The 23,133-nt window shown below is 69.6% G+C and carries 31 protein-coding genes and 2 pseudogenes; 29 read left to right on the top strand and 4 right to left on the bottom strand.

The genetic code is table 11. The features are described from left to right. The first annotated feature begins 218 nt into the window (after positions 1-218). The 17 genes and pseudogenes from ABR738_RS14605 (at position 219) to ABR738_RS14525 (ending at position 11,868) form a co-directional block, all read left to right on the top strand. Positions 219-770, top strand: coding sequence for a DUF4913 domain-containing protein (locus ABR738_RS14605; RefSeq protein WP_350234573.1), 552 nt, complete (start codon positions 219-221; stop codon positions 768-770). Next, entirely contained in the window at positions 767-1,249 is a 483-nt protein-coding gene (locus tag ABR738_RS14600) for a hypothetical protein (RefSeq protein ID WP_350230410.1), read from the top strand. The genes ABR738_RS14605 and ABR738_RS14600 overlap by 4 nt, the downstream gene beginning before the upstream one ends. Positions 1,250-1,267: 18 nt before the next feature. Continuing rightward, positions 1,268-1,969 carry a hypothetical protein gene (locus ABR738_RS14595; RefSeq protein ID WP_350230409.1) on the top strand — a complete coding sequence of 234 codons (702 nt, stop codon included), beginning with the start codon at positions 1,268-1,270 and terminating at the stop codon, positions 1,967-1,969. A gap of 24 nt (positions 1,970-1,993) precedes the next feature. Next, the gene (locus tag ABR738_RS14590; RefSeq protein ID WP_350230408.1) at positions 1,994-2,713 is read left to right on the top strand and encodes a hypothetical protein; all 720 of its coding nucleotides are present in this window, start codon (positions 1,994-1,996) and stop codon (positions 2,711-2,713) included. 178 nt (positions 2,714-2,891) lie between these two features. Further along, positions 2,892-3,212, top strand: a complete 321-nt coding sequence (locus ABR738_RS14585) for an SH3 domain-containing protein (RefSeq protein ID WP_350234571.1) — start codon at positions 2,892-2,894, stop codon at positions 3,210-3,212. 106 nt (positions 3,213-3,318) lie between these two features. Beyond that, entirely contained in the window at positions 3,319-3,807 is a 489-nt protein-coding gene (locus ABR738_RS14580; RefSeq protein WP_350230407.1) for a hypothetical protein, read from the top strand. Beyond that, entirely contained in the window at positions 3,804-4,253 is a 450-nt protein-coding gene (locus tag ABR738_RS14575) for a hypothetical protein (protein ID WP_350230406.1), read from the top strand. The genes ABR738_RS14580 and ABR738_RS14575 overlap by 4 nt, the downstream gene beginning before the upstream one ends. Positions 4,254-4,263: 10 nt before the next feature. Further along, positions 4,264-4,671: pseudogene (locus ABR738_RS14570) on the top strand (hypothetical protein); the annotation flags it as partial. Between the two features lie 44 nt (positions 4,672-4,715). After that, the gene (locus ABR738_RS14565) at positions 4,716-5,561 is read left to right on the top strand and encodes a winged helix-turn-helix transcriptional regulator (protein WP_350230405.1); all 846 of its coding nucleotides are present in this window, start codon (positions 4,716-4,718) and stop codon (positions 5,559-5,561) included. Beyond that, on the top strand, positions 5,558-6,076 hold the full coding sequence (locus ABR738_RS14560; protein WP_350230404.1) for a regulator: 519 nt from the start codon (positions 5,558-5,560) through the stop codon (positions 6,074-6,076). The genes ABR738_RS14565 and ABR738_RS14560 overlap by 4 nt, the downstream gene beginning before the upstream one ends. After that, positions 6,073-7,308: an MFS transporter gene (locus tag ABR738_RS14555; RefSeq protein ID WP_350230403.1), complete on the top strand. Its 1,236-nt coding sequence runs from the start codon at positions 6,073-6,075 to the stop codon at positions 7,306-7,308. The genes ABR738_RS14560 and ABR738_RS14555 overlap by 4 nt, the downstream gene beginning before the upstream one ends. A 35-nt stretch (positions 7,309-7,343) precedes the next feature. Then, the gene (locus ABR738_RS14550; RefSeq protein WP_350230402.1) at positions 7,344-7,646 is read left to right on the top strand and encodes a hypothetical protein; all 303 of its coding nucleotides are present in this window, start codon (positions 7,344-7,346) and stop codon (positions 7,644-7,646) included. 52 nt (positions 7,647-7,698) lie between these two features. After that, positions 7,699-8,928: an ATP-grasp domain-containing protein gene (locus ABR738_RS14545; RefSeq protein ID WP_350230401.1), complete on the top strand. Its 1,230-nt coding sequence runs from the start codon at positions 7,699-7,701 to the stop codon at positions 8,926-8,928. Next, complete coding sequence (locus ABR738_RS14540) at positions 8,925-9,797, top strand: SPDY domain-containing protein (RefSeq protein ID WP_350230400.1); 873 nt, start codon at positions 8,925-8,927, stop codon at positions 9,795-9,797. The genes ABR738_RS14545 and ABR738_RS14540 overlap by 4 nt, the downstream gene beginning before the upstream one ends. 30 nt (positions 9,798-9,827) lie before the next feature. Continuing rightward, a complete protein-coding gene (locus ABR738_RS14535) occupies positions 9,828-10,316 on the top strand; it encodes a hypothetical protein (RefSeq protein ID WP_350230399.1) in 489 nt (162 codons plus the stop codon). 215 nt (positions 10,317-10,531) lie between these two features. After that, positions 10,532-10,825, top strand: coding sequence for a hypothetical protein (locus ABR738_RS14530; protein WP_350230398.1), 294 nt, complete (start codon positions 10,532-10,534; stop codon positions 10,823-10,825). 110 nt (positions 10,826-10,935) lie between these two features. Further along, positions 10,936-11,868, top strand: coding sequence for an MSCRAMM family protein (locus ABR738_RS14525; protein ID WP_350230397.1), 933 nt, complete (start codon positions 10,936-10,938; stop codon positions 11,866-11,868). Between the two features lie 248 nt (positions 11,869-12,116). Here ABR738_RS14525 and ABR738_RS14520 read toward each other — a convergent pair whose 3' ends face one another. The 3 genes from ABR738_RS14520 to ABR738_RS37760 form a co-directional block, all read right to left on the bottom strand. Beyond that, a complete protein-coding gene (locus ABR738_RS14520) occupies positions 12,117-14,354 on the bottom strand; it encodes a helix-turn-helix domain-containing protein (RefSeq protein WP_350230396.1) in 2,238 nt (745 codons plus the stop codon). A 232-nt stretch (positions 14,355-14,586) separates the two neighbouring features. Then, complete coding sequence (locus ABR738_RS14515) at positions 14,587-15,060, bottom strand: GNAT family N-acetyltransferase (RefSeq protein WP_502964087.1); 474 nt, start codon at positions 15,058-15,060, stop codon at positions 14,587-14,589. Next, positions 14,990-16,330, bottom strand: coding sequence for an NsdA family TPR-like regulatory protein (locus tag ABR738_RS37760; protein ID WP_502964220.1), 1,341 nt, complete (start codon positions 16,328-16,330; stop codon positions 14,990-14,992). The genes ABR738_RS14515 and ABR738_RS37760 overlap by 71 nt, the downstream gene beginning before the upstream one ends. A 270-nt stretch (positions 16,331-16,600) precedes the next feature. Here ABR738_RS37760 and ABR738_RS14510 point away from each other — a divergent pair, with 270 nt between their 5' ends. The 9 genes from ABR738_RS14510 to ABR738_RS14475 all read left to right on the top strand — a co-directional run bounded on the left by ABR738_RS14510 (position 16,601) and on the right by ABR738_RS14475 (position 21,912). Then, complete coding sequence (locus tag ABR738_RS14510) at positions 16,601-17,017, top strand: ATP-binding protein (RefSeq protein ID WP_350234569.1); 417 nt, start codon at positions 16,601-16,603, stop codon at positions 17,015-17,017. After that, positions 16,984-17,571: a DUF6415 family natural product biosynthesis protein gene (locus ABR738_RS37755; RefSeq protein ID WP_502964086.1), complete on the top strand. Its 588-nt coding sequence runs from the start codon at positions 16,984-16,986 to the stop codon at positions 17,569-17,571. The genes ABR738_RS14510 and ABR738_RS37755 overlap by 34 nt, the downstream gene beginning before the upstream one ends. A 22-nt stretch (positions 17,572-17,593) precedes the next feature. After that, on the top strand, positions 17,594-18,184 hold the full coding sequence (locus tag ABR738_RS14505) for a hypothetical protein (RefSeq protein ID WP_350230394.1): 591 nt from the start codon (positions 17,594-17,596) through the stop codon (positions 18,182-18,184). A 66-nt stretch (positions 18,185-18,250) separates the two neighbouring features. Beyond that, positions 18,251-18,553 (top strand): hypothetical protein, encoded by a 303-nt coding sequence (locus ABR738_RS14500; RefSeq protein WP_350230393.1) that lies wholly within the window; start codon positions 18,251-18,253, stop codon positions 18,551-18,553. Positions 18,554-18,720: 167 nt separating this feature from the next. Further along, on the top strand, positions 18,721-18,882 hold the full coding sequence (locus ABR738_RS14495) for a hypothetical protein (RefSeq protein ID WP_350230392.1): 162 nt from the start codon (positions 18,721-18,723) through the stop codon (positions 18,880-18,882). Between the two features lie 461 nt (positions 18,883-19,343). Further along, a complete protein-coding gene (locus tag ABR738_RS14490) occupies positions 19,344-19,790 on the top strand; it encodes a hypothetical protein (RefSeq protein WP_350230391.1) in 447 nt (148 codons plus the stop codon). A 91-nt stretch (positions 19,791-19,881) separates the two neighbouring features. Further along, positions 19,882-20,055: a CsbD family protein gene (locus ABR738_RS14485; protein ID WP_078983438.1), complete on the top strand. Its 174-nt coding sequence runs from the start codon at positions 19,882-19,884 to the stop codon at positions 20,053-20,055. Between the two features lie 287 nt (positions 20,056-20,342). Beyond that, a complete protein-coding gene (locus ABR738_RS14480) occupies positions 20,343-21,296 on the top strand; it encodes a YihY/virulence factor BrkB family protein (protein ID WP_350230390.1) in 954 nt (317 codons plus the stop codon). Between the two features lie 406 nt (positions 21,297-21,702). Beyond that, positions 21,703-21,912 carry a hypothetical protein gene (locus ABR738_RS14475; RefSeq protein WP_350230389.1) on the top strand — a complete coding sequence of 70 codons (210 nt, stop codon included), beginning with the start codon at positions 21,703-21,705 and terminating at the stop codon, positions 21,910-21,912. Between the two features lie 65 nt (positions 21,913-21,977). Here ABR738_RS14475 and ABR738_RS37750 read toward each other — a convergent pair. After that, positions 21,978-22,103: pseudogene (locus ABR738_RS37750) on the bottom strand (ribonuclease BN); the annotation flags it as partial. Here ABR738_RS37750 and ABR738_RS14470 point away from each other — a divergent pair. From ABR738_RS14470 to ABR738_RS14460, 3 genes are read left to right on the top strand one after another with little or no spacing between them, the layout of a single operon-like run. Then, entirely contained in the window at positions 22,090-22,422 is a 333-nt protein-coding gene (locus tag ABR738_RS14470) for a hypothetical protein (protein WP_350230388.1), read from the top strand. The pseudogene ABR738_RS37750 and the gene ABR738_RS14470 overlap by 14 nt on opposite strands. After that, positions 22,419-22,652: a hypothetical protein gene (locus tag ABR738_RS14465; RefSeq protein WP_350230387.1), complete on the top strand. Its 234-nt coding sequence runs from the start codon at positions 22,419-22,421 to the stop codon at positions 22,650-22,652. The genes ABR738_RS14470 and ABR738_RS14465 overlap by 4 nt, the downstream gene beginning before the upstream one ends. Before the next feature lie 30 nt (positions 22,653-22,682). Continuing rightward, positions 22,683-22,883, top strand: a complete 201-nt coding sequence (locus ABR738_RS14460) for a hypothetical protein (RefSeq protein ID WP_350230386.1) — start codon at positions 22,683-22,685, stop codon at positions 22,881-22,883. The last annotated feature ends 250 nt before the right edge of the window (positions 22,884-23,133 follow it).

Genomic DNA, 23,133 nt, shown 5'->3' with positions numbered 1-23,133 from the left:
GCGCCATTGCCAGCCCTGGACGACATCCCGTCGTGGCGCACCACATGTCCGTCGGCCGGTCTGCTCATCACCGCTTCCGCTTTCCCTCTTTCCGCGTCTCGTAGGAGGCCACACGTTTCATGCCTGAATCCATAGAACCTTCGGACGAAGGGGAGTTGGAGCCGGTTCGTATTCCGGACCCCCAGTTGGAGGGAATCGAGGCGAGCGTCCGGCGCCTGATGGAGCAGTCGGCGCAGCAGGCCCAGCAGCTCGACCATCTCGCCTCCGCACCCACGCCGGGCGGATCGCCGTTCGCGGCGTTCGGCATGCCGGGACTCGGCGGACCGCCTCCGGCTGCGCCGCCGGAGCCGCGCCCGATTCTGGAACTGGAGGGGGAGGAGCGCGAGGACGAGCTCGACGCCTTGTCCGACTGGGTTGACGACTTCCTGCTGCCCGTCTACGGGGCGGAGGTCACCACGGCGGCGCCCTGGTGCCTGCAGTGGCAGGAGCACGACGATGTCGTGGCTTGGCTTCACGCCCTGTGGCTGGCCTACCAGCAGCACAAGGACCCCGAAGCCGGACTCTCCGGTCTGTTCGTGTGGCACCGGGACTTCCTCACCCACGCCGTCGCGGCGATTCGTGCGCCGGGCGGTCCCTTGTCGGCCTGCATGACCTCCCCGGAGCGTCCCGCGCACCGGATCCTTCCCGGACCGCCGCCTTCAGCGCGTACGGAGAAGGCGAGCGCGGCGGAGGCGGCCGGGCCCGCTGAGCCGCTCGAGCCGACGTCATGAACGGGGGGCAGCAGCCGGCCTTCGGCCTGAGCTTCGACCCCCGTGCTCTGACCGATCTCCTCCAGGCACCCAGCGACATCCGCGATCTCACCCTCGCCTACCTGCAGGAGGTGGTGAACGCCGAGCGCTTCGGGCTGCGGCTCACCGGCGACCTGGAGGGCTACCGCAAGCTGTTCGTGGACTCCCGCAAGGACTGGCGGGTCGTCTATGGCGTGCGCCCGGCGCCCGAGGAATCCACATACCAGCGGGAGATCCACGTCGTCGCCATCCGGCCGCGTGCGGGCAACGACGTCTACGACGAGGTCGGCCGCCGCCTGGGGATGACCCGCCGGCCGCTGAGCGCCCGCACCCACGCGGCCCGCTCCCGCCCCCCTCAGCTCACAACTCGCGGCCCCGCACCGCGGCCCGGACCGCCTGCCTCCGCGCTGCCGGGCCTGCCCAGGCCCGCGCAGAATCCCTCGCACCAACACACCCGCTGAACGCACGGAGCCCCGCCTATGCCCCCTGATCCCGCGCCGGCAGCAGCCCGGCGTGCGGTATCCCCACTCGACCACCGCATCGAAGCCGTCACCGGCCATGACGTCGACACCCTGTGGGCCTACCGCGACCGCGGCGTCCTCGACGCCCCGCATGCCCGCCTGGTCGACCGGCACCGCGAGCTGGCCTCTGCTCAGACCAGTGTGATCTTCTACCGCACTCTCCTCCACCGCCTGGCCAGCGGTGAGTTCCCGGTCGACAACGCCCTGCTGGAGCGCATCGACCGCACCGTGGACCAGCTGGAAGAGGCCGCCACCGCGCACGACAGCGCAGCCCGACGGGTGCTGGCGGCGTTGGAGCCGATCGAGGCCACGGCTCAGCGAGAACCGCCGGACGGGCACGATCGGCTGTCAGCCGCCGACCAGGCGGCGCTGCTGTCCATCGCGGGCGGCGCCAGGGTGCACGCGCATCTGCTCACCGGCCGGATGTCCGTACCCACCGCCTCCGGCACCAGGATCCCGTACGCCCACCTGCAGCGCCTCGAAGCCGCCGGCCTGGTCTCCCGGGACGTCAGCCACCCCGTGGAGGCCGGGCAGCCGGTCACCTTGACCGAGCCCGGCCGCAGCGCACTGGCCAGCAGTCGCCGACACCGGCCGGCCACGGCACCGGCGGCGCCCCGGCCCGGTACCTGGCCCACTTCCCCCACGCGCCCTCACCGCTGAACCGGGCCGCCCACCAGGAGATCTATGCCCACACCCGAACTCGAACTCCACCTCGATGACTTCGAGGCCATGGACGATCAGACCGGTCAGTCCTTCCTGCACGCGGTCGAAATCAACCAGGACCAGCTCCTCCCGCTGGCCGAGCATCACAGTCCTTGTGGGGCGAACAGCTTCTACGTCCTGCACGACGGCTCGGCCACCTGGGGCATCCCCGGGGAGCCCCAGATCGTCGCGCTCCACCTGCAACGGGACCTGAAGGAACAGACGTTCAAGTTCGATCTCGAAAGGCTGCCCCTGCCGTCGATGGCGCAGTCCTGGCTCATTCACCGCGGCTGCCCTGCCGACGCCATCGGCCTCAACCCCGAGCTGGGCCCTGCGCCGGCCGATGAGGCCACGCTTGCACTGGAGCGACGGCTCATGGGGGACGGAGACCACCACGCGTGCGGCTACTCCTACACCCGCGACGACCCCAACGACATGGTCACCGTCGTGGCACTGCGCACCCTGGATGAGCGGGCCTCCTCGCCGTTTCGCGTCGTGGTCGAGGAAGTCGACACCGACGCGTGGACCCACACCCTGCGCGAGGGTGGCTTCGCCACCGTCCAGGAGGCCCTCCAGTGGTGCCAGGACCGGCTCGCAGGCACGGCCAGCCCCCTCCCGCCGGTCCGCCCGGCAGCCGCATCCGCCCGGCCGGCTGCCCTGCCGAAGGCTCCTGCTCCGCGCCCGCCCGGCCGATCACGCTAAGCCCCAAGGACGGCGGGCGCGGCGCAACATAGCCGACGATCGCCGGTTAGCCAAACCGGCGTTTCTCCGGACTCTTATACAGCCGCCGGAACAACCCGCGGCACCCTTCACGCAATCCCTATGCCTGCACGGAGGTCTATTCCGCATGCGATCCACCCGAATTGCCATTTCCGCTGCGATGCTCGGCGCACTTGCACTGCCGGTGCTGTCCGCCACCACCGCGAGCGCGGCACCCGTCGCCACCGCGGCAACGGTCGCCAGCTACAACAGCTGCCCGGATCTCCCGCCGCTCCCGTACGAGGTCCACGCGAAGGCCGTGACCATCCGGTCCGAGGCCACCACGAAGTCCACCGCGCTCGGGGTGCTCTACCGCAGCCACAAGTTCACCGTGCACAAGAAGAGCGGCAACTGGCTCTACATCACGGACAAGACCACCGGCGTAAACGGCTGGGTCTCCGGCACCTACGTCTACCGCGACGTCCGAATGTGCCTGTCCTGACAGGCGTCCAGCGGCAACCCGGTTAAGCCGTAACTGAGTTGCCCGCGCGTTCTTCAAGCCCCTTCCCCTGAACCCCCAGGCGTCGCCCTCCGGAAAGGAGTTTCCCTTGACCGACGACATATCCGACGGCATTGAGGATGTCGTGGGCGTGCTCACCGAACGGATCGAAGCCCACTTCGGAATGGGCATGGACCGGTTGAAGGCCGCAGTCGCCGTCGCGCCGACCGCGAATCCTGACGCCACCGATGTCGTCAAGTGGCACGGCCTTCTCGTCGACTCCCAGACGGTCCTCGACCGCGCGGAGGACGACCTCCTCGCCGCGCTTCAGACACAGCCCAGCGAGGTCGACGACCCGACGATGGGCCTCGCCCAGCGGGTCAACGCGGCCGTTACCGCCCGCGACGGCCGGGCTCTGGTCGTGCGGTGGCTTCTCGACCCGGACGCTCCGGGGAAGAAGGATCTCGCCGCCGAACGCCTTGCCCGCCTCAATCGCGGAGTCCGCAAGGGCCCAGCGGTGCAGACCAGCGCTCCGCACCGCCCCGCGGTCGCATCTGCGCCGGGTGTGCTGCCGCGAACGGGAAGGGCCCAACGGTGAGCGTCCGCCTCAAGCCCAGCACCGCGGACGGTCAGTTGCAGGAGGTCTTCGGCGCCCCGGTCCCCGCGCTGTACGCGACGGCGACCGAGCCCGATGCCTCCCCCGCTCTGGCCCGCGCCCTGGAACTGCGCTCTTTCCTCGCCCTGGCCGAGGAGCAGGTCGCCCGCGTCCGTGACCGCGTGCACGAGGCGATGGCACCCGACCGGGACATGGGCGAGCTGTCAGCCGATGACCTGCGCCTTGACGCGCAGTGGCTGGAAGCGGCGCTCGATGCCCGCGACGGCTACCGCGCCGCGCTCGGCGAGCTGCTGCGCAGCATGCCACCGCCCGCCCAGCAGCCTCGCGCCGTCCGCCTGACTCAGACGGCGGTCGCTGCCACCCCACCCCCCTCCGTCGCCGCCCCGGCACCGCAGCGTGCCGGGGCGGCCCGGGCCCGCCGACCGTGAAAGCCCCCGCTTGCCCCACCTCACGTCCACCGAGATAGCCGGACGGATCGAGGACCTGTACGGCGCACCGCTCGCCGAGCTCGAAGCCCACGTCCAGGACCAGCCGCCCGGCATGCTCTCCGCCCTGCTCGGCATGCACGACGACCTCACCCTCGCCGAGCGCAGCATCGACTTCCACCGCGACCACCTCACCCGGCTTCTCCACCCCGAGCGGCAGATCCGCGGACACGAGGTCTCCCACCTTCTCGACGGCGCCCGCCGGCTCGCCGAAGCGGTCGCCGTCCGCGACGTCCAGGCCAAGTCGGTCTCCGCCGTTCTCCAGAGCCTCACCCGCGTCCCCACATCCGCACCGTCCCCGGCCACCGCGCCAGCTGTACCCGCCCCGCCCGTTGCGGCCGTGAGCCCTGCACGAAGCCGCTTGACCCGCGGGCATCCCCCTTCACTCACCCAGGAGTTCCTCCCTTGGCCCTCACCGGTCTGCCCCCTGACACCGACGCTGACATCGCGAGGGTCACCGAGGCACTCGCCATGATCACTCCGCGATGGAACGTGCGGATCCTGCTGGCTCTCTCCGGGCCGCCGCTGCGGTACAGCGAGATCGCGGATCGGCTGTCGTGGCTGCAGAACGGCCAGCTCCACCCAAAGCTCAAGTCGCTGTGCGACGCCGGCCTCGTGCAGCGCACCGAACACACCTCGCGGCACGTCACCTACGGACACACCGACCGCGGCGCAGCCCTTCTGCCGGTGCTGCCGGTGATCGTCACCTGGGCCGAGAAGCACCTGGAGAAGGCGGACCGCCCGCTGCCCGCGATCGAGCAGATCGAGGACAGCCTCACCCTGCTCACCCGGCGGCACGCCGCCGCCATCCTGTGGGTGCTGAAGTCCCGTGAAGAGGTCAGCGGCCGGGCCCTGGCCAGGATCGTCATGCCCAGCAGCGACTGGACCAACATCTACCCCCCGCTGCGGCAGCTCGTGGCCGACGGCCTGGTCAACACCGAGGGCATAGGCCAGCCCTACCGCCTGTCCGTTTCGGGCGACGGCCTTGGGCCCGTCTTCGGCGCCCTGTCCGCGTGGTCCGCCGGAATCCCCCTCACCCATGCCGCCCAGCACCCGGTCTGGGGCCGCCCGGGGGCCGCACTCGCCCCGAAGCAGTGGGTCAGCAACCAAGCCCTGCCAGCTCCCACAGCCTCTCCGGCCGTCCGGGCTGAAGGCGCCTCCCGCCCGACGTGGCAGACCCGCGACCTGTTCTCGCACACCCCGACCGCCCGCCCGAAGGCGGCGCTCCCGGCAGGAGGCCCGCGCCGATGACCGCCCCCTTCACCCCGGCTGAACTGCACAACGCATTCGCCCTGCTGTCCTCGCCGGCCCTGATCCGGCTGATCACCGAGATCGACGACAACGGTCCGATCCCACCGAGAAGGCTCGCCGGCACCCTCCCCGACCTCTCTGCGCACCACCTTCGCCGGACCACCCACGTTGCCCGCGTGCACGGCCTCGTCCGGGTCGCACCCGGCGTCGGCCTTGCCCTCACCGAGGCCGGCTCGGACCTGGCCGACTTCTACGACACCGTCGCCCGCTGGGCCCGACGCCACGCCTACCCGACCCGCGTCAGCGACTTCACCACCCGCCTCCAGCACTCCCTCAGCCTCCTGGCCCCCGTCCCCCTCGCCGACGGCGCCGATGACTCCCCACGCCCAGCGAGCGAGAACATGCCCAGCGCCGAGGCCGAGGCGGGTCTGGCCCACCCGCGCGCTCTGCTGGCCCAGTGGCTGAACGCCAACCCGCAGGTCACCGCGCTCCTTGAACCAGAGCCAATCGCGTGAGCGGAGGAGTCACCCCCCGGCACGCCCTCCACACCGGGGGACTGCTGCGCAGCATCTATCTGCCGCGCACGGCGGACGCCCTCGCGTTCGCCATGTCCACCTACGGCATCCCGCTCCTGGTCCTGGCCACCACGGGCTCCGCGGCGCTGACGGGCCTGGCATTCGCCCTGGAATGGCTGCCCAGGCTGGCAGCGTTCGGGTGGGCCGGCGCGATTGTCGACCGACGGGGAGCGGCGGTCGTCTTCTTCCTCGCCTCCCTCGGCCGCGCGCTGGTCATCGCCGCCGGCGTGGCCATCCTCCTCCTCCATCCATCCGGCGCCGTGGCGAGCGGGACGGTGATGGCGCTCGCGGCTACCACGGGGGTGCTCACCGAGTTCAGTTACATCGCGGCCGAGACCGCTGGCTCGGCCGCCGGACGCAGAGCAGGGGCACAGGCCCACCGCGTTCAGGCCGCCCTACTCGGGATCGACCAGATCGCGACCCTGACCGGCCCGGCGCTGGCAGGTCTGCTGCTTCTCGCAGGTCCTCCGCAGATGCTCGTGGTAATCACGGTGCTCTCGCTGCTCGCCGCGCTGCTCGCGCTGCGCACACCGCCCTCCCCGGTCGCCCCGGCCCGCGCACCAAAGAGCAGTACGAGAGATGGGCTCCTCACCGGCTGGCGCACCATCCGCTCCCTGCCCGCACTCGGCCGGCTCGTGACTGGCCTGACCCTGTCCAACCTTGCCATCGGCTTCCTTCAGGCGGCCGGTCCGGTGATCGTCGTCAACCACTACGGGCAGTCCACCACCGCCGTGGGCCTGGTCTGGTCCGCTGCCGCAGCAGCCACGCTCCTTACCGTCACCGTCTGCCGGTTCGCGATCGACCGCCTGGGCCTGTGGCCGGTCGGCGCCGCCTGTGCCGCCTTCGCCTCGCTTGCCACTCTCGCCGCCGCACAGGCCCCCGACTACCTCTCCTACCTGGTCCTGGTTGCGGTCCTGATGGCAGCGGAGGGCGGCATGACGGTCGTCCTGCGCACCCTGCGCTCCCGCCTGATCCCACCGGACAGGTTCGGCAGCACCTTGTCGGCGACCATCCTCATCCTCCTGCTGCCCTTCCCCGTCGCCGGCGTGCTGACCGCACTCACACCGCCCGACGCGCTGGGCCACGTCATCACCGCGTGCGCCGTCGTGCAGGCACTCGGTCTGTTCCTTGCTTTCGCCCGCCTGCGCACCGATCCCGCCCTGCGCTCCTGACCGGCGCCTTTCCCCAGCCTGTGGAGAACTTTCCCATGTCCCCTGTCTGCCCCGGCGTGAACCGTACGAGCGGTCGCACCATCACCGAGAAGTTCCACGCCTTCCACGCTCAGCACCCGCACGTCTACCGCGCGCTGGAGCGCATGGCCGCCTGCCAGCTCGCCGCCGGCGCCACACGCGTCGGTCTCAAGAACCTCTTCGAGGACCTGCGCCGACAACTCCCGTACGGCGTGCCCGGACTGAACAACAACTTCACCGCCCTCTACGCCCGACAGCTCGTCTCCGCGCACCCTAAGTGGGCCAGCGCGTTCGAGCTGCGCCGCCGCCGCGCCGACTGACAACCCCCTGCTTCCTTCATCCTGTCGTCCACCGATTCGGAGAACCCTCTTCTTGCCCGCTCGCCCCCTCGTACTCGTCGTTTTTCCCGGCGATGAGACCTTTCGCGGCTACTGCCTTGAGCAGGTGGCCGCCGCGTACGACGTCGTCCTGCTGACCGGCACGGAGCCGTCGTGGGAGAAGCCGTACATCGTCGACCACGCCGTCGTCGACCTCCACGACGACGCCGCGCTGCTCTCCGCCGGCCGGGCCCTGGCGGCACGCCACGAACTCGCCGGCATCGTCACCTGGGACGAGTGGCACCTCGTCCCCACCGCCCGCCTCGCTCGCGCGCTCGGTCTGGCCGCGAACTCCGTCGAGGTGATGCGGGCCTGCCGCAACAAGGCCACCGCCCGCACCTTGTTCGCCCGCCACGGGGTCCCGTCGGCCGCCTCGATGAAGGCCCGGACCCTGGCGGAGGCAGGACGGGCGACGATGACCATCGGCTTCCCCGCCGTCATCAAGCCCGCCGCGTTCGCCGGGAGTATCGGCGTGATCCGCATCGACCGCCCCGAGGAACTGCCCGTCGCCTTCGAGTTCGCCTCGGCCGGAGCCAGCCAGAGCCGCGAGGACACCGGTGTCCTGGTCGAGGAGTACCTCGACGGCCCGGAAGTCTCCGTCGAGTGCGTCACCCACTGCGGCGAGACGACCGCCGTCGCCGTGACCCGCAAGAGCCTTGGACCCGCCCCGTATTTCTCCGAGACCGGACACACCGTCGATGCCACCGACCCGCTCCTCGCACAGGTAGCCCCTGTGGCCGCCGCTGCGGTCAAGGCCCTGGGGATCACCGATGGCGTGCAGCACGTCGAGCTGCGCCTCGTGGACGGTCGGCCCCGGCTGATCGAGGTCAACGCCAGGATCGGTGGCGACAGGATCGGCCACCTCGTCCGCCTCGCCACCGGCATCGACCTGCCCAAGGCTGCCGCCGACGTCGCCTGCGGCCGGGCACCGGACCTCACCCCAACTCGGGCTGGGGCCGCAGGCATCCGCATGCTCTACCCGAACACCTCCGGCACGCTCACCGCACGGCACATCGACCAGCAGTTCGCCGCCCACACCCCGTGGCTGCGGCAGGTCCAGTGGATCCGCAGGATCGGCGACCGCCTCCTTCTGCCGCCCGAAGGCGACCTGTTCACTGCCCGGGCCGGGTTCTACATCGTCACCGGCCGCAACACTGCCGAAGTCACTAAACGCCTCGACACGGCAGCCGACGAGATCACCGTCACCACGAAGGCGGACCGATGAGCCACCAGCCCGACCCGCTCGGCGATCTCGACGGCGATGTGTACGTCTCCCCGCGCCATCTCGCTTCCACCACCGGGACCGGGGACCCCGCCCTCGCCCCTTTGCTCGACCTCGGCTGGGACCTGCGATACGACGAGGACTCCAACGTGTACATGAGTGCTCCCGACCGGCGCGTGCGCTTGGGCTACCTGCCCGAAGGCGACGACGACGGGCTCTGGCGTATCAATGCCTACAAGGACTCGTTCGGGCCGCCAGTCTGGGGCGTCTGCTTCAACGACCGCGTCCCCACCGAGTTCGTCCAGGCGTTCACCACCGTGCTAGCCACGGCATACGAGCAGGGGCCGGACGCCTACCTCGCCCGGCCGGTCGCCGGGACCGACGAGCACGATCCCTTCCTCGCGATCGTGCCGCTCCTGAAACAGGGCTGGGAGATAGACCGACCCCGCTGGGATGTCATCGCGGTGCACGCCCCGGACGGACTCGCCGGCATGGAGTTCACCGCCGGCGACCTCGATTCGGAAGCCGAGCTGACAACGCGAGCTGCCCGCTGGCAGCTGTGGGCGGGCAAGTCCGTTGACCGGCCCACCTGGTACGCCACCGCCAGTACCGACACCCCCGTAGCCCTGCTCGCCGCTGTCACCGAGTGCGTCGCCGATCCGGCTCCGCTTCCCCGGTGGCGCGAGGCGACCTTCAGCTACATCAAGGACATGGCCCAGCTCACCCCGATCCTCCCGCCCGGCTCGACGGCCCCCACACCGCTCGACGTACGCCGGACCACCGCATCCCGCCGCCCGGCGGCGCTCCCCGCGGCCAGCGTCCCGCGCTGGAGCACCACCAGCCCACCGGCCCTGCCTGGCCCACGCCGGTAGGACCATCCCCACCCCGACCGGAGCCCCCACTTGCCGCTACAGGCCGCCGAGTTCTTCGCCGAACTGTGTCTCCCCTTCCACGACCACGCCGTCGTGGGCAACACCTACTTCGCCACCCCCGCCCCCGGCGCACCCCTGCGGCTGCGCATCGACTTCACCCGCACCATCCACGCGGACACCTACGGCGGACTGCGGGTCGCGGTCGTCCACCCGGACCGCGGAGAAATCGACGCGGTGGCCCTCGGCTTCGTGGAACACGGCACCTTCCACCGCCGCGACGAGGCCACCAACGTCCGGCCGAACACGAAGCAGTACGGCACGTTCGACACCTACCACCGCCCAGGCCGCCCACCGTGGGACGGGGCCGTCACCACCGGTTTGCGCGACGCCATCAAGCAGTACGCCGCTGTCTGGTTCCCCGGCGCCTGGACCGAATCCGCGCCGAGCCGCGCCACTGGGCGGACCGCAATCCCGGCACCCGCCCATCCAGCCTCACGCAACGGCTCCCGAGCCCGTTGAGCCCCCCCGGAGCCCCATGTCGCCGCTCCGCTGGCTGCCCTCCCGCCGTCAGCCTCCCCAGCCGCCTCCACCTACCGGTGGCCTGCCGTCCCCGCCCCGGGACCTGCCGGACTCTGGCTGGCCGACCCTGCCGCTCAGGACCAGCTGCACCGGGCCACACTCGCCCTGCTCGACATCATCGAGGACGTCATGAACGACGACGTTCCCCTCACTGCTTGCACGAAGCGCGGTTCCACGCCGTCGAGATGCTCGGCATCCCCGCCGAGTACGCCGCCGTGGTCGAAGCCTCAGCCGCCTGGCAGATCGTTCAAGAGGCCGGCCTCACCGTCGACTCACCCTTCGGGCACAAGATCGCTCAGGGCCTGGCCAGCATCGAGCAGAGCCCAGTCGCGGAACAGCAGCGAATCGTGCGGGCGGCGGGCCGCCGCTACGCGATCACCGCACCGCCACGCCCACGTCCGCTCCCAGCATCACCACCCCCAAGCCGGGCCCGCGGCCATTCCCGCTGAACCGCCCGATCCCTAACCACCGGGCCCTGCGGCCTGCCAACAACCAGGAGAATCTCCACTTGCGCATCCCGTCCCGGCGCCTCGCCGCTGCCGTCACAGTCGCCACTACGATGACCAGCACCCTGGTCTCCGCCCCGAGTGCTTTCGCCCATGCTCCTGACACCGGCGGCATCCAGATCCTGAAGAAGGACACCGGCGGCGCCCCGATCGGCGGCGTCTCCTTCACCTTGCTCGACAGCACCGGCAAGGAAGCCGCCAGCGGCAAGACCGACGCGGACGGCAAGCTTGTCTTCAAGGGCCTGGAGGTGGGCGTCTACCGGCTCAAGGAGACCTCCAGCGGCATCCCGATCCTCGACGTCGTGCCCGACCAGGACGTCATCGTCACCGCTGGCAATGGCACCCCCGTCACCGTGATCGATCCGTTCAAGCCCGCTGAGGTAACCGTCAAGAAGACCGACAAGAGCACCGGCCAGCCCCTCGCGGGCGCCGTCATCAACATCACCTCCGCCACCGGCGGCACGCCGGTCACCCTGACCACCGGCAAGGACGGAACGGCCAAGGCCACCCTCCCCGTCGCCTCGCGCGCCGGCACTAACTACACCGCCGCCGAGGTCAAGGCTCCCGAGGGCTACCAGCTCGACGCCGCTCCGGAGAAGTTCACCGCCAAGCCTGGTGCCCCGGTCAACGTCACCTTTACGGACACCAAGAAGGAACAGCCGCCCAGCCCGAAGCCGACTCCGCCGACCCCGCAGCCGACTCCACCGACCCCGGACACCAGCACGCCGCCCAAGGCGACCCCGCACACCCCCACCACGCCTGCTCCCTCCGCCTCGGCATCGGTCTCCCCGCCGCCGGTGCCGGATGAAGTCCCGAGCCCCCCGGCCCTCGCACCGGAAGGCTCCCTCGCCCACACCGGCGCCGACGCCACCCCGTGGCTGCTCGGCGGCGCAGGCGCCCTCCTCCTCGCCGGCGGTGGCGTGATCGCGCTGACCCGCCGACGCCGTATGCAGAAGCCCGACGATAGCGGCTCCGAAGAGAGCTGACCCCACCTGCTCCGCTATGCCTGCCCCCGGAATCCACGTGATTCCGGGGGCATTTGCGTGGCAGGCCGATCTTTGGAAGCTTCAGCGGTCGACGGCCGCCCCCTGGTCCAAGCCCGTATCGCGCAGGATGCGCTCCACCGTCTCGTCCAGGGTTGAAACCGTGTCCGTAATTCCCGGTCGTACGGCCTCTGTACTTACGAGAGTGGATGAGATCGGCGGGGGCGTCCAATGCGCCTGTCCGAGCTGGGTCACTCGGGGCGGCCCTGCTCGTCCGGCGGCGGAACAGGCAGCGGCCAGTACGCCGTGTCTCGCTTGCCCTCCAGCGCGGCGAGCAGGACGTCCTCGGACAGTTGCAGGGCCGGGGCGCAGCGCAGGAGCTGGGAGGGTGTGACGGGGGCACCGTCGAGCCAGGCGGTGACCAGGGGTTCGGGGAGGATGGCTTCCTCGGCGAGCTGGGCACTGCTCATGCCAAGGTGGCGGGTGCGGTGGCGCAGCAGGCCGGCTGTGGTGAGGTCCCGTGCGAGTTCGCGCAGGCGGGCGGGCAGCACGTCGTAGAGCTGGCGGTCCAGAGGCGGGGTGGACGGGCCGCCTCGAAGGAAGCCCATGGCGGTCTGCCCGTAGTTGGCCAGGATGTATTTGGCGCAGTCCTCAAGGAGGGCGACGGCCCACTCGCGTGCCTCGCGGTCCGTGCGGTCGCAGCTCAGGCGCCAGGTGCGGGTGTATCCCTGCAGGCAGAAGTCATGGTCGACGAGCAGCAGCCCTGTCTTGACAGCGCTGGCGCGGGGGTTGAGCGGCCAGATATGGAAGGGCACCACGGTGTCGGTGTCGAAGAGGCGGGTGAGTAGACGGTCCAGGCTTGCGGCCATCGCGATGGCGCACGGCTCGTCGAAGAAGCGGCGCTGGGCAAGGCCGATGAAGTGCTCGAACTCGTCTCGGAGCTGTCCGGGCAGCACGGTGGCCGTGTCCGCCTCCGCGGACGGGGTGCCGAGCTTGGCCAGGGCTGGGGTGCTGGCGAAAAAGATGTCGGGATCCGCGTCGGCGAGGCGTGCACGGTGCTGGTCGGTCAGGGAGCGAGGAAGGCGGGGGCGGATGTTGCCGAAGGGTGCGAACCAGGCGCGGGGGCGCAGGTCTCCGGTGCCGAGTTGCTGGCTTGCCGGGTGGTCGGGGTCAGAGGCGACGCCGGCGAGGTCCTGGTCGTAGTGGAACAGGACGTCTTCGTCCTGCAGGAAGGCTTCCCTCCAATGGTCGAAGGTACGGTGGCGGACGGTGAACTGGCCGCCAGTTGGCAGGCCCACGGCGTGGGCGTATCCATCGTCCTCGTCGAGGTAGTCCAGGACCGTCCGGGCCTCGGACAGGATCAGATGGAACGCGAGTTCCTCGGCGGTGCAGGTTGGCAGCGGGGCACGTCCCGAGCGCAGGTCATCGGCCAGGTTCTCCACGGCCCGCACCATAGCCAGGCGCCAGGCGGCGGACTGACCGTCGCACAGCGGCGGCAACTGGAGGAGGAAGGACTCCTCAAGCTCCCAGACATCCTCCTCCTCGTCGGGGCGTGCGAAGACCCGGTCGCCGTGGGCGAGCAGGTCATGCCAGCCGCGCTCGCCCACCATCTCGGCGGCCACCGTCAGCAGCCTGGCCGCCAGCGGAGTCAGCGTGTCCGCCATCGTCCGCACCCGGGGGCGCAGGACATCGCTCTCTGCCGCCTCCCATGGGTCGAAGTCATCGCCCAAGCCCAGCAGGTGCGCTGCCCGCTCGGTGCTGGGCACCCCCGATGGTGTAGGACTCTGCTCCGGAGTGTCGGACCAGCCCGGGTGGCCTCGCTCGGCGTCGCGGGGGCGGGTGATGCCATAAGGGGAGAACCAGTAGGCGGGAGCGTCCCAGCCGCCCTCGGGCTCCGGAACCGCGTCGGCCTCCTCGGCATCGTCCGCTGTCTCCTGGGGGGAGGCAGGCGGTTGGGTCTCAGGGATGGTGTACTTCGCGTCCTCGATGACGAACGCCCAGGCTTCCTCTTCGAAGTACGGTGCCCGATAGGAGGATTCGCCCGTGTCCGAGGGGAGGGGCACGCCGAGCGTGGTCAGTTCCTCGTCGTCGGCGGCACACATCCGGGGCGCTGCATCCAGCATGGTCGTAAGGGCCCAGGTCTCGGCCTGGCAGCGCGGTAGCGGGGCGCGCCCGGCCGCGAGGTCGTCGGCCAGGTCCCAGAAGGCGCGCGCCACATCCCGGCGGAATGCGTGGCCCTGGCCGTCGCATGTCTCGGGCAGCAGGTTCAGCACCGTGGCAGCGGCGTCTTTCTCGCCGCGGTCGAAGGGGCGGTCTGCGTAGTAAGCGGCGTCGCGGTAGGCGCAGACGGCCAGCATGCGGCCGGCCGCCATCAGCAGTCCGGCCTCGAACGGCCGGAGATACTCGTCGAGCACCCCGTTGGGCAGCTCGTCGAAGAGGTCGGCGTCTTCGGTGTAAGCGCCGAAGGGGCCATCTGCCGTAATGCCCATCTGTCGTCCGTCCTGCCGTTCGCCCTAGGTGGTGCGGACAAGTCTCGCAGGGCAGCAGCATGGACCGCGCTGGTACGGCAAGAACGAGGTGTTGGCAAGGTCGCCGCCCACCTGAACGGCCACGACTACATCGACGGCTACGACACCACGGAATCCGTCGCGTGAGCATGGCCCCGCTCTCGTCTGGGAGCGGGGCCGCCTTGTTGTGGCCAACTATGCGGTTACCTGGAACTCAAGCCAGCGGCCGACCAGAAGCCGCGAGTGGCTTGACCATGATCGTGAAGACGGGTGAATCCTCGAAGGGCTTCTGCTCGCCGACCTTTTCGTACTTCCAGGTCTCGTAGAGGCCCTGGACTTTCGGATGTGTCGTGTCGACCAGGAGCGTCGCGAAGTCCTCACCGCGACTGTCCACCAGCGCCTCGTGGAGTTTCGTGGACACTCCAGTTTTGCGCCAGTTCTCCATCACCATCAGCTCTGACAGGGCGAAGACCGTCGCTTCAGGCGCGACAGAGGCCGGCCTCTCCGAGCCCTTCCACCACTTGCCGGGCTCGAAGGGCGCTCCGTAGGCGAATCCGGTGGGCGCCCCCTTGTCGAAGCCGACCACGCATGACCAGCCTTCCTTGCCACTCCAAAGGTCAACGAACCAGGCGAAGCGTTCCCTCTCGTGAAAGCGGTCTTCGCCGCCGTCGTAGACAGCGTCGTGCATGTCGAGAAGCATTTCTCGAATGTCGGCAGCGTCCTTGTGTGCGTAGGTCTTCAGATCCATGCCTGTGCCCTCTCCGCCCAGTCCAGAACCCTGGGCTCCTTTGTCCCCGACGCCACGACGGTTTTGCGCACGTTCGCCAGGGTGTCTGTCGTGCGCTTCGAGCCACGAACCTTGGCCAGCAGGTCCGCAGCTCGGTTCGCCGTGCTGCACGCTTGCTCCAGGTCACTTGCTTGGCCTGCGCCAGGGACAAGTGTGCGGTGTAGTAGGTCCGGTTCCGGAGGAGATCCGGGCGGATAGCGCCCAGAGCACGGTGCAGGTGGTACTCCGCACGCTCGGGTTCGCCTAGGCGGAGCCACACGATCGACGTGAGGCCGTCGAGTTCGGCCTCGTCGTAGAACGTGATCCAGGGGGGCCGCTCAACGTCCATGTGGCGGCCGAACGAGCGTTCTGCGGCAGCGAGGGCCCTGAGAGCGGTGCTGCGCTCGCGGCTTCCTGCGTAGGCGTGGGCATTGCGCATGTGTGCCAGGGAGGCGTACAGCGGGTCCTTCTTGGCGATGGCCGAGCTCTTTGCCGCGTCTGCTGCCGCGGAGACTTCGGCGTAGTCCTTACGCTGTCCGGCCACCATCGCAAGGTGGTTCCATACGTGGTACTGAGTCTCGCTGTCTCCCGACAGGCCGGCGAACGTGACGGCGGTGTCCAGGTGGTTGCGGGCACGGGTACGGGCTTGAGCGTCGATGGCGGCGAAGGCTGCCGAGCAAGTGACGTCCGAGGCAAGGCAGTAGAGCTTCGTCCGAACCCAGGCGGAGGCGCCTCCCGCAGCCAGTGACGACTTGATTCGCATCGCCAGTTCTACGGCGTGGTTCTCGACTTGCTGGGCACCGCCGAGCGCTTGGTCATCCGCGACGATCTCGGCGTACTCGGCATGGAAGCGGTTCACGTCGCTCTGGCCGAGGCGGGGGCGCGCGGCGCCCGTTGTGAGTGCGACGGCGGTTCCGGTGGCGGCGGCGAAAAGAGTACGGCGGTGCATCGGGTCCTCCGGTGGTGCTTGTGCTGCGTTCTTGGACCGGGGAACGAAGCCCAGGTCGATAGCTGAACGACCGAGTACCTTCTCGACGCACAACCGCTGCTTGGCCTGCGGCCATTGGGTCTTGCCGTCCAGCCACCTCCGGATGTCTCGGTCAGTGACGTGGCCTTCTTGCCCCGTCAGGGCCCCGATCTCCGTGTTGATGCGTCGGGCTAACTCCGCCTGCCCTATCCGGCAGTCGTCCATAGCCGCAGCGAGCTTGCGGTTCTCTCCCACAACCGCAAGGTAGCGGCGCGGCCACCAAGGACGACACCCCGAAGGTAAAAATCACCGGGGTCACCCCTTCGGCATCTGAAGAAATCACCTGTCGAGGGCGAAGCTACGGCGGTGCACTGGTCTCTCGCCACCACCGCCGCAGCGAACAGGCGCCACACGGTGCTCGCTGCATGGAGGAGAACGGCCGGCCTTCCCCCCTTCAAGGCCGGCCGCTCCACCCCGGAGGGAAGCCCCGTGACCATGACAGCCGCCCGACCGACTGGGACAGGTGCCCCCGGTTACACCGAGACCTGGCCGTGCGAGCCGGAGTCCGCCCGCCGTGCCCGCTTGCTCGTCTCTGCCGCCCTCAACACGTGGGGAGCGGACGAGCTGGTCGACGCTGGGACGTGCATCGTCTCCGAACTCGTCGCTAACGCCATCGACCACACCCCTTGCCGCCTGGTTCGCGTCACCGTTGATCGAGCGAGCAACGGCGTGGTCCGGATCAGCGTCGCCGACAAGTGCCGCGCCACGCCCGAGCTGGGGCGGCCCGGCGACGATGAGGAGGGCGGGCGCGGCCTGCTCTTGGTGGATGCGATGTGCTGGCGTTGGGGCTACGACCGCAAGCCGTGGGGAAAGGTCGTATGGGCCGAGCTTCGCGAAGGCAGGCGCGCCTGATGGCCAGACATGCGAAGCGGCGTACAGCGTTCTCCCTCGTTCCTCGCGGCCTGGGTCTGCGGGACCTCGCCGAGAGCCGTGAGCGGGGCACATCCTGGGCGCACCGACTTCCTGAACGGGGATTCGCCGCATCCGAGGGAGTGGGGCCGGAGACAGACCTCCTCCGCCGGTTCCTCGACGCCATGCGACGGCAGCAAGTCGAAGAGTCCGGGGATGGGCCTGTCCGCATCACGGTCGAGGCGATCCAGCACACCGCGGATTATGTGCTCAGCAGTCACCTGGACGCGGCTCAGGACAGCGAGCTTGAGGCCACGCTCTTGACGATTCAAGGCCATCTCGCGGCCCTCGCGGACGTGGCCGAGACGCAGTTGGACACGGGGCGCGTTGTGGTTCGCCAAATGGTCACGCGGGCTCGCGCCGTGGCTGATGAAGAGCGCCGGCCGTCACGGAAGAGCGCCCGGCAGGCTGCTCTGGTGGCGCGGGACCTCCTGACTTTGCTGACCCGTGAGGGATGGGACGCCTCGGCAGAACCGGGGGAACCAGCCTGTGCCTAAGAAGACGATCAGCAGACCAACGGTGACACCGTTTGTTGTCGCGTACGACGACGAGTTGGCTGGTCGCCTCGCCGATCTCACGGTCCAGTTGGCCCCGAGTCCGCGGCTCGCCTACAAGGTCATGCAGGCCGAGGACCGCGACCGGGGTGGAGTGCTCTGGGCACGCACCGAGCGGGGCCCGCGCACGGGCAAGCCGCAATACGGCCTCATGGACCCCGAGCGTCAGCGCGAGGCCATGTACGACCTGCTGTGTCAGGTCTGCTCCCTGCCCGCGAGCCGCACCAAAGAGGGCTGGCTGTTCCTGGACTGGCGGATGCCGCAAGATCCACCGTCGTGGCCCGAGGGATCACTCACGAACATGCCCCCACTGTGCGTGGAGTGCTCGCGCGTGGCGGTGAAAGAGTGCCCGTACGCCAGGGAGTTCACCCCACTTCGCGTCGGACTGCCGCGTCTGTGGGGAGTCAGCGGGACGCAGTACCGGCCGACCGAGGAAGGCTGGGAGCTCGACAACTCCCTTTCTTGGCTTCCATACGGGGACGAGCGGCTGTCCTTTGTCGTTGCCTCCCAGCTCATCCGTGAACTGCGCAGGGTCACGGTGGTCGATTTCCCCTGAAGCCCCGCTCATCAAGGGCCGTCAGAGACGGCGGCCCTGGTCGAAATAGAGAGAGGACATCCGTCCGTGCAGCATTTCTGGAGCTTCCGCCGTGCTCGCGCCTTCTGGGCCATGCGTCGTCGCTTCGAGTCGTATGACGTCGTAGACGCCTACGCGGAGGAGATCGGTGCGGCCGACTGGCCGACCGAGCGCACCTACTTGCAGGTCTCCGCTTTCGGGTTCCGCGCCGAGGCCCAGGGCAAGACCGGGTTTGCCGCTCTGAAAGTGATGCGCGAGCAGTACCCCGTGGTCGTCCACGTCCTCTACACCTACCTGGCTGTCATGGGACTGCTGTCCGTGCTGGCTCTCAGCACCTTCCTGCCCAGGTAGGAAGGGCGGCCCGAATCCACTGCCGCCATCGGCGGGGGCTTCCCGGGCGGCGGTACCCATCACGGCCGGCTGCCCAACCGATGGCGGTGCCCACTCCGCTGTGCGTGCGGACGGGCTACCCCGCCCCAGCAGGGCCGGGGACGACGACGAGAAGAGGGAGGGCGCAGATGCCCGCGATCATCGAGACGACCGAGACGGACAAGCCGGAGGTCGCCGAGAGCGACACCGAGATCGCTACGGAGGACGGCCAGACCGGCGTCGGCGGAGACGACCAGGGCGACAGCGACACCGCTGAACCGCTCGGCGCCTACGCGGTGCTCATGGCGTAACGCCACACAACCCGCCCCCGCCCCGGCCGGGGCACCACACTCTGTTCCGTATTCCCCCACGGCGCGGGTGGTCCGGCCGGGGCGGGCCCCATTCCCCCACGCAGTCAACGATCGCCAAGGTCGCGGCGAGCCGTCGGGTCGGGCGGCCCGCAGCGGCGTTCGCCGAGGCCATGTGGCATTCCGGAATGCCATCCGAGGAGGTGCTGACAGGCAGCGGGGAGTGGTTCACGGGCCGGTTCACCAGGCCCGCCCCGGCTGGGTGCTCTTCGAGCGGCAACACAAGCGCGACTCACCAAGCCCTCTCTCGCCTACGGCCACCTGGAAGATCGAGCGTTGTCGCGGTCGATGGTCTCCGGCGAGTGAGCCGCCAGTCCCGGGGAATCCTGCCGTCCCTGCCGCGGTGGCTCCGTGGACGGCGCGGTTCTACCGTGGGAGTAGCAGGTAGATCCTTGGAGCGCGTCATGATCGTCATCCTCGGAATCATCATCTTGATCGCCGCAGTAGTTGTCGGCGTGGCCGGTGTTCTCACCAACAGCGGCAGCGGGCACGAACTCGCCGGCGGGTTCTCGGTATTTGGCCACGGCATGACCGGCTCCACCGGCATGCTGTTCTTGTACGGCATCGTCGTCGGAGCGGCGGCCCTGTTCGGGCTGAGCCTGATCTTGACCGGTGCACGCCGCAGCTCTTCTAGACGGGGCAGCGCATCGCGCCGTGGAGTCAAGCAGTCGCGCCGCGAGACGACCTTTGCTGGGAGGGGCCGCGACGACCGGGCCGAGCAACGCGAGCCCGCCCGCGCGGAGAACGCGAACGCGCAGGGAGGCTCACCCCACGGTGATCGCGCTCCCGCCCCGGACGGCGGTCGTCGGAGCAGACTGCACTTGTTCGGGCACCGATCCGCCCCCCGGTAGACCGCCCCCACGCGCAGATTGGTGGCCGGCCAGCGCCACGGATCTTCCTGCCACCGAACCCCAGCAGACAACTCACCGAGGGTGGCAACCCATGAGTATCGCAAAGAAGATCGCGCACAAGGCCGAAGCGATGAAAGGCGGCGCCAAGAAAACGACCGGCCGCGCCACCGGCAGTCGGCGCCTGCAGGCCGAAGGCCGCGGCGACCAAGTCAAGGGCAACATCAAGCAGGCCGGGGCGAAGATCAAGGACGCCTTCAAGCACTGACCACTCCGCCCCGGTCCGCTAGGGGTGGAAGCCGTACAGAGTGGGGAGTTTTGCTGTCTGCGGGGAGTTTTAGTGTCCGCCGGTGGGGGGCATCGTTTCCGCCACCGGAGAGATCAAGGTTTCGGCCGACAATCCGGGCCCTCCAGCGGGTTCGTCGTGCATGCAGGTCGGTTACCGCGACTGCTCCGTCCCTGAACTGGCGGCCAAACGATCTCAGAGCGGAAAGCGGGTTTCGCCGCCACATGCCTCTTCTCCCGCCGTGGGTACGCTGAGAGTAGGTGTTCACCATGGATTGGCTGACAAGGCTTCCTGGTATCGCACGGCTGATGCGTACGCACGTGTGGCGGGCGTACGAGCGGCTGGCCAAGACCCACTGGGCCCGGCTCGCCGCCGCCGTCACCTACATCAGTTTCGTCGCGCTCTTTCCGCTGATCACTGCGGGCGCGGCGATCGGCGCCAAGCTGCTGAGCAAGGACCAGCTCAGCAAGCTTGAGGACAAGATTGCCGGCCAGGCGCCGGGCCTTTCCCACCTGCTGAACCTGAACAGCCTCGTCGCGCACGCCGGAACCGTCGGGCTCATCGCGGGCGCGCTGCTGCTCGTGATCGGCATCAACTGGGTCGGCGCCCTTCGCGGGTGCCTGCGTGCGGTCTGGGAAAAGGAGCAGGACCCGGGAAATCCGATCCTGCTCAGGCTCAAGGACACCGGGGTACTGGTCGGTCTCGGCGTGGTCGGGCTGGTCGCGATGGGCAGTTCGGTGTCCGCGAACAGCGCGGTCGGCTGGGCAGCCGACAAGGTCGGGATCGAGGGCGGGGCAGGACGGGTGCTCCTGTTCTTCGCCGGCTTGGCCATTGCCCTGCTCGTCGACTTCCTGCTCCTGATCTACCTGCTCACCCGGCTGCCGCGGGTGCATCCCGGCCGACGTGCGGTCGTGGTCGCCGGCCTGATCGGTGCGGTCGGCTTCGAACTGCTCAAGCTGCTGCTGACCGGCTATTTCCAGGGCGTCGCAGGGAAGAGCATGTACGGCGCCTTCGCCGTCCCGGTCGCCGTCGTGCTGTGGATCAACCTCATGGCCAGGCTGCTGCTGTACTGCGCCGCTTGGACGGCGACGGGCACAGCAGCGCAGGCCAGCGAAGCAGACGCAGGTGAGGGCCCGGTTCCCGGGACCGGACCCGCAGTGACCGACGAACCCCAGCGGGCAGCGGAAGGCAGCGGTCCACCAACAACACCACGCAGGCCGTGATACCGAGCGGCCCCCCCAACCCGCCCTGCGGCACGTGCCCACCGACACCCACCCGAAGGGCAGTGGGCTCCTGCCAGTTCCCTGCTTCATTCCCACGATGAGGGCGCGCCAACAATCCGCCGCAACAGCCACACTGGGGCAGCCCGCCGAAGCGCCAGGGGTGGACGGGCCACCGACGACGAGTCGGCGGGCGTGTTCACGGAGTGTCGCAGTACTCGTGGCCCAAATTGACTTCGAGCAGGTTGACGCCTTCCGGTTCACCCGAGTGGCCCCTTTCCGATGGTCCGATCAGGTGCTGCGGAGTTGCATGGACGAGCGGGGCGGGGTCCGGCCAGCAGCGCGTCCCCGACTCGCCCCAGACGAAGCGACCCACGGCCCACCGAGGTCTCAACCAGGGGAGAAGCCGATGTACGAGATGATCGCCGCCCCTGCGACGACCGGTGCCCAGGTCATGTGGCACGTAAAGGCCAAGGGCGATGTCCGCACCACACTGTGCGGCCAGGAGGTCGCACAAACCGCGCGTGCCAGACCGGTCCTCGATGACACGCCGGCCGAACGCTACTGCTCGCCCTGCATGGCCGTCGTCCACGCGAGGATGCGGTCTGATGCACGCTGATCAGGCGCACGCCCCCGGCGAAGGGCGTCCGGGCGTGAGCAGCTCCGGGCTCCGAGGTTCCCGTCTCATCCTCGCCGTTTCAGCGCACGTGCCACGCGTGGGAGCTCCTCATGCAGCAGCCGGCCGACCAGGGCACCGCCGAATACGACGACGCCCACACCGACCAGCCAGGACTGGATGACCAGGACGGTCAGCAGCTACAGGGCGCTTGCCGAGCACGAGAAACGGGCGGTATACCCGGAGGCCGTCGAAGCGGCGCACACCGACTTCGCCGCTCTCCAGAGCGTCGGGAGCGTTTTCGGGCCAGATGGCGGGGACCATGAGCGCATGATCTACGGACAGTGGCGAACCAAGGGCGCGCCCGCGCTGGGAGCACTCCTCCCGGGCGAGTACGGCCCCTTCGGCCAACGGCCCCCGCCGAGCGAGGACGACGAAGTCGACGTGGACACAGGGGAAATGGAGCCGCCGACCGCCGCAGTGCCCGCGCCCCGGAACGGGAGCGGGCGGTGACGCTGTGGCGGCAGGTCCTGGCGGCGCTTAACGACCCCGCCCTCGACGACGCCGAGCGAGAGCGGATCGTGGCCCGCGGCGCCGCCCAGCTCGCCGCACACCGCGCACCCGCAGGACAGCAGCCCACGCCCGAGGCGGTGATGGCCGTGGCCCTCCACGAGTTTGCGCTTGTCCTCGACGTCGACCAGGCCCGTACCGCACTGCGTCAATCCGGCCCCGCCCGGGGGTAACCCGGACGGCCCAGACGGCGTTGAACCCGCGTGACCCCCACGATGCGGCTCCTGCGGCTCACGCCCGCCATCGGCGCGCAGCGCGCCGGCAGTGAAACGGTTCCGCACCCCGCGCTGGAGCCGATCTTCACTGCGCTCGCCAAGCAGTGGGAGACCGACGGCCGCCTGGTGCCGGGCCGCGTGGATGAGGAGTGGACGATCCTCACCCGCCGCTATCCCTGGCCTCGCTGACCGCGCGGTGCGGGCACGGCCCCCACCGCCCCCGCACCGCACCCCCGAGGAGTCCGCAGGCGCACCGTCGGCGCCGCGCTCCTGGGCTGCTGGACCGGCACACCGTGGTTGGGCCCGCCGGTCCGGCAGCCCCACCAGCCAACCACTCACACCCGTCCGGACGGAACCCCGCCTCCGGCAGCGCGAAGGCTCCAACCGCTCGGGGCAGGCCAGGGCCTCAGCACGCGCGGTCCGTGGACAGGGCCAGCCA

Source organism: Streptomyces sp. Edi4 (assembly GCF_040253615.1).
Classification (GTDB): Bacteria; Actinomycetota; Actinomycetes; order Streptomycetales; family Streptomycetaceae; genus Streptomyces.
Note: the sequence above shows the minus strand (reverse complement) of the source record. Positions and strands in the feature narration are given on the sequence as shown.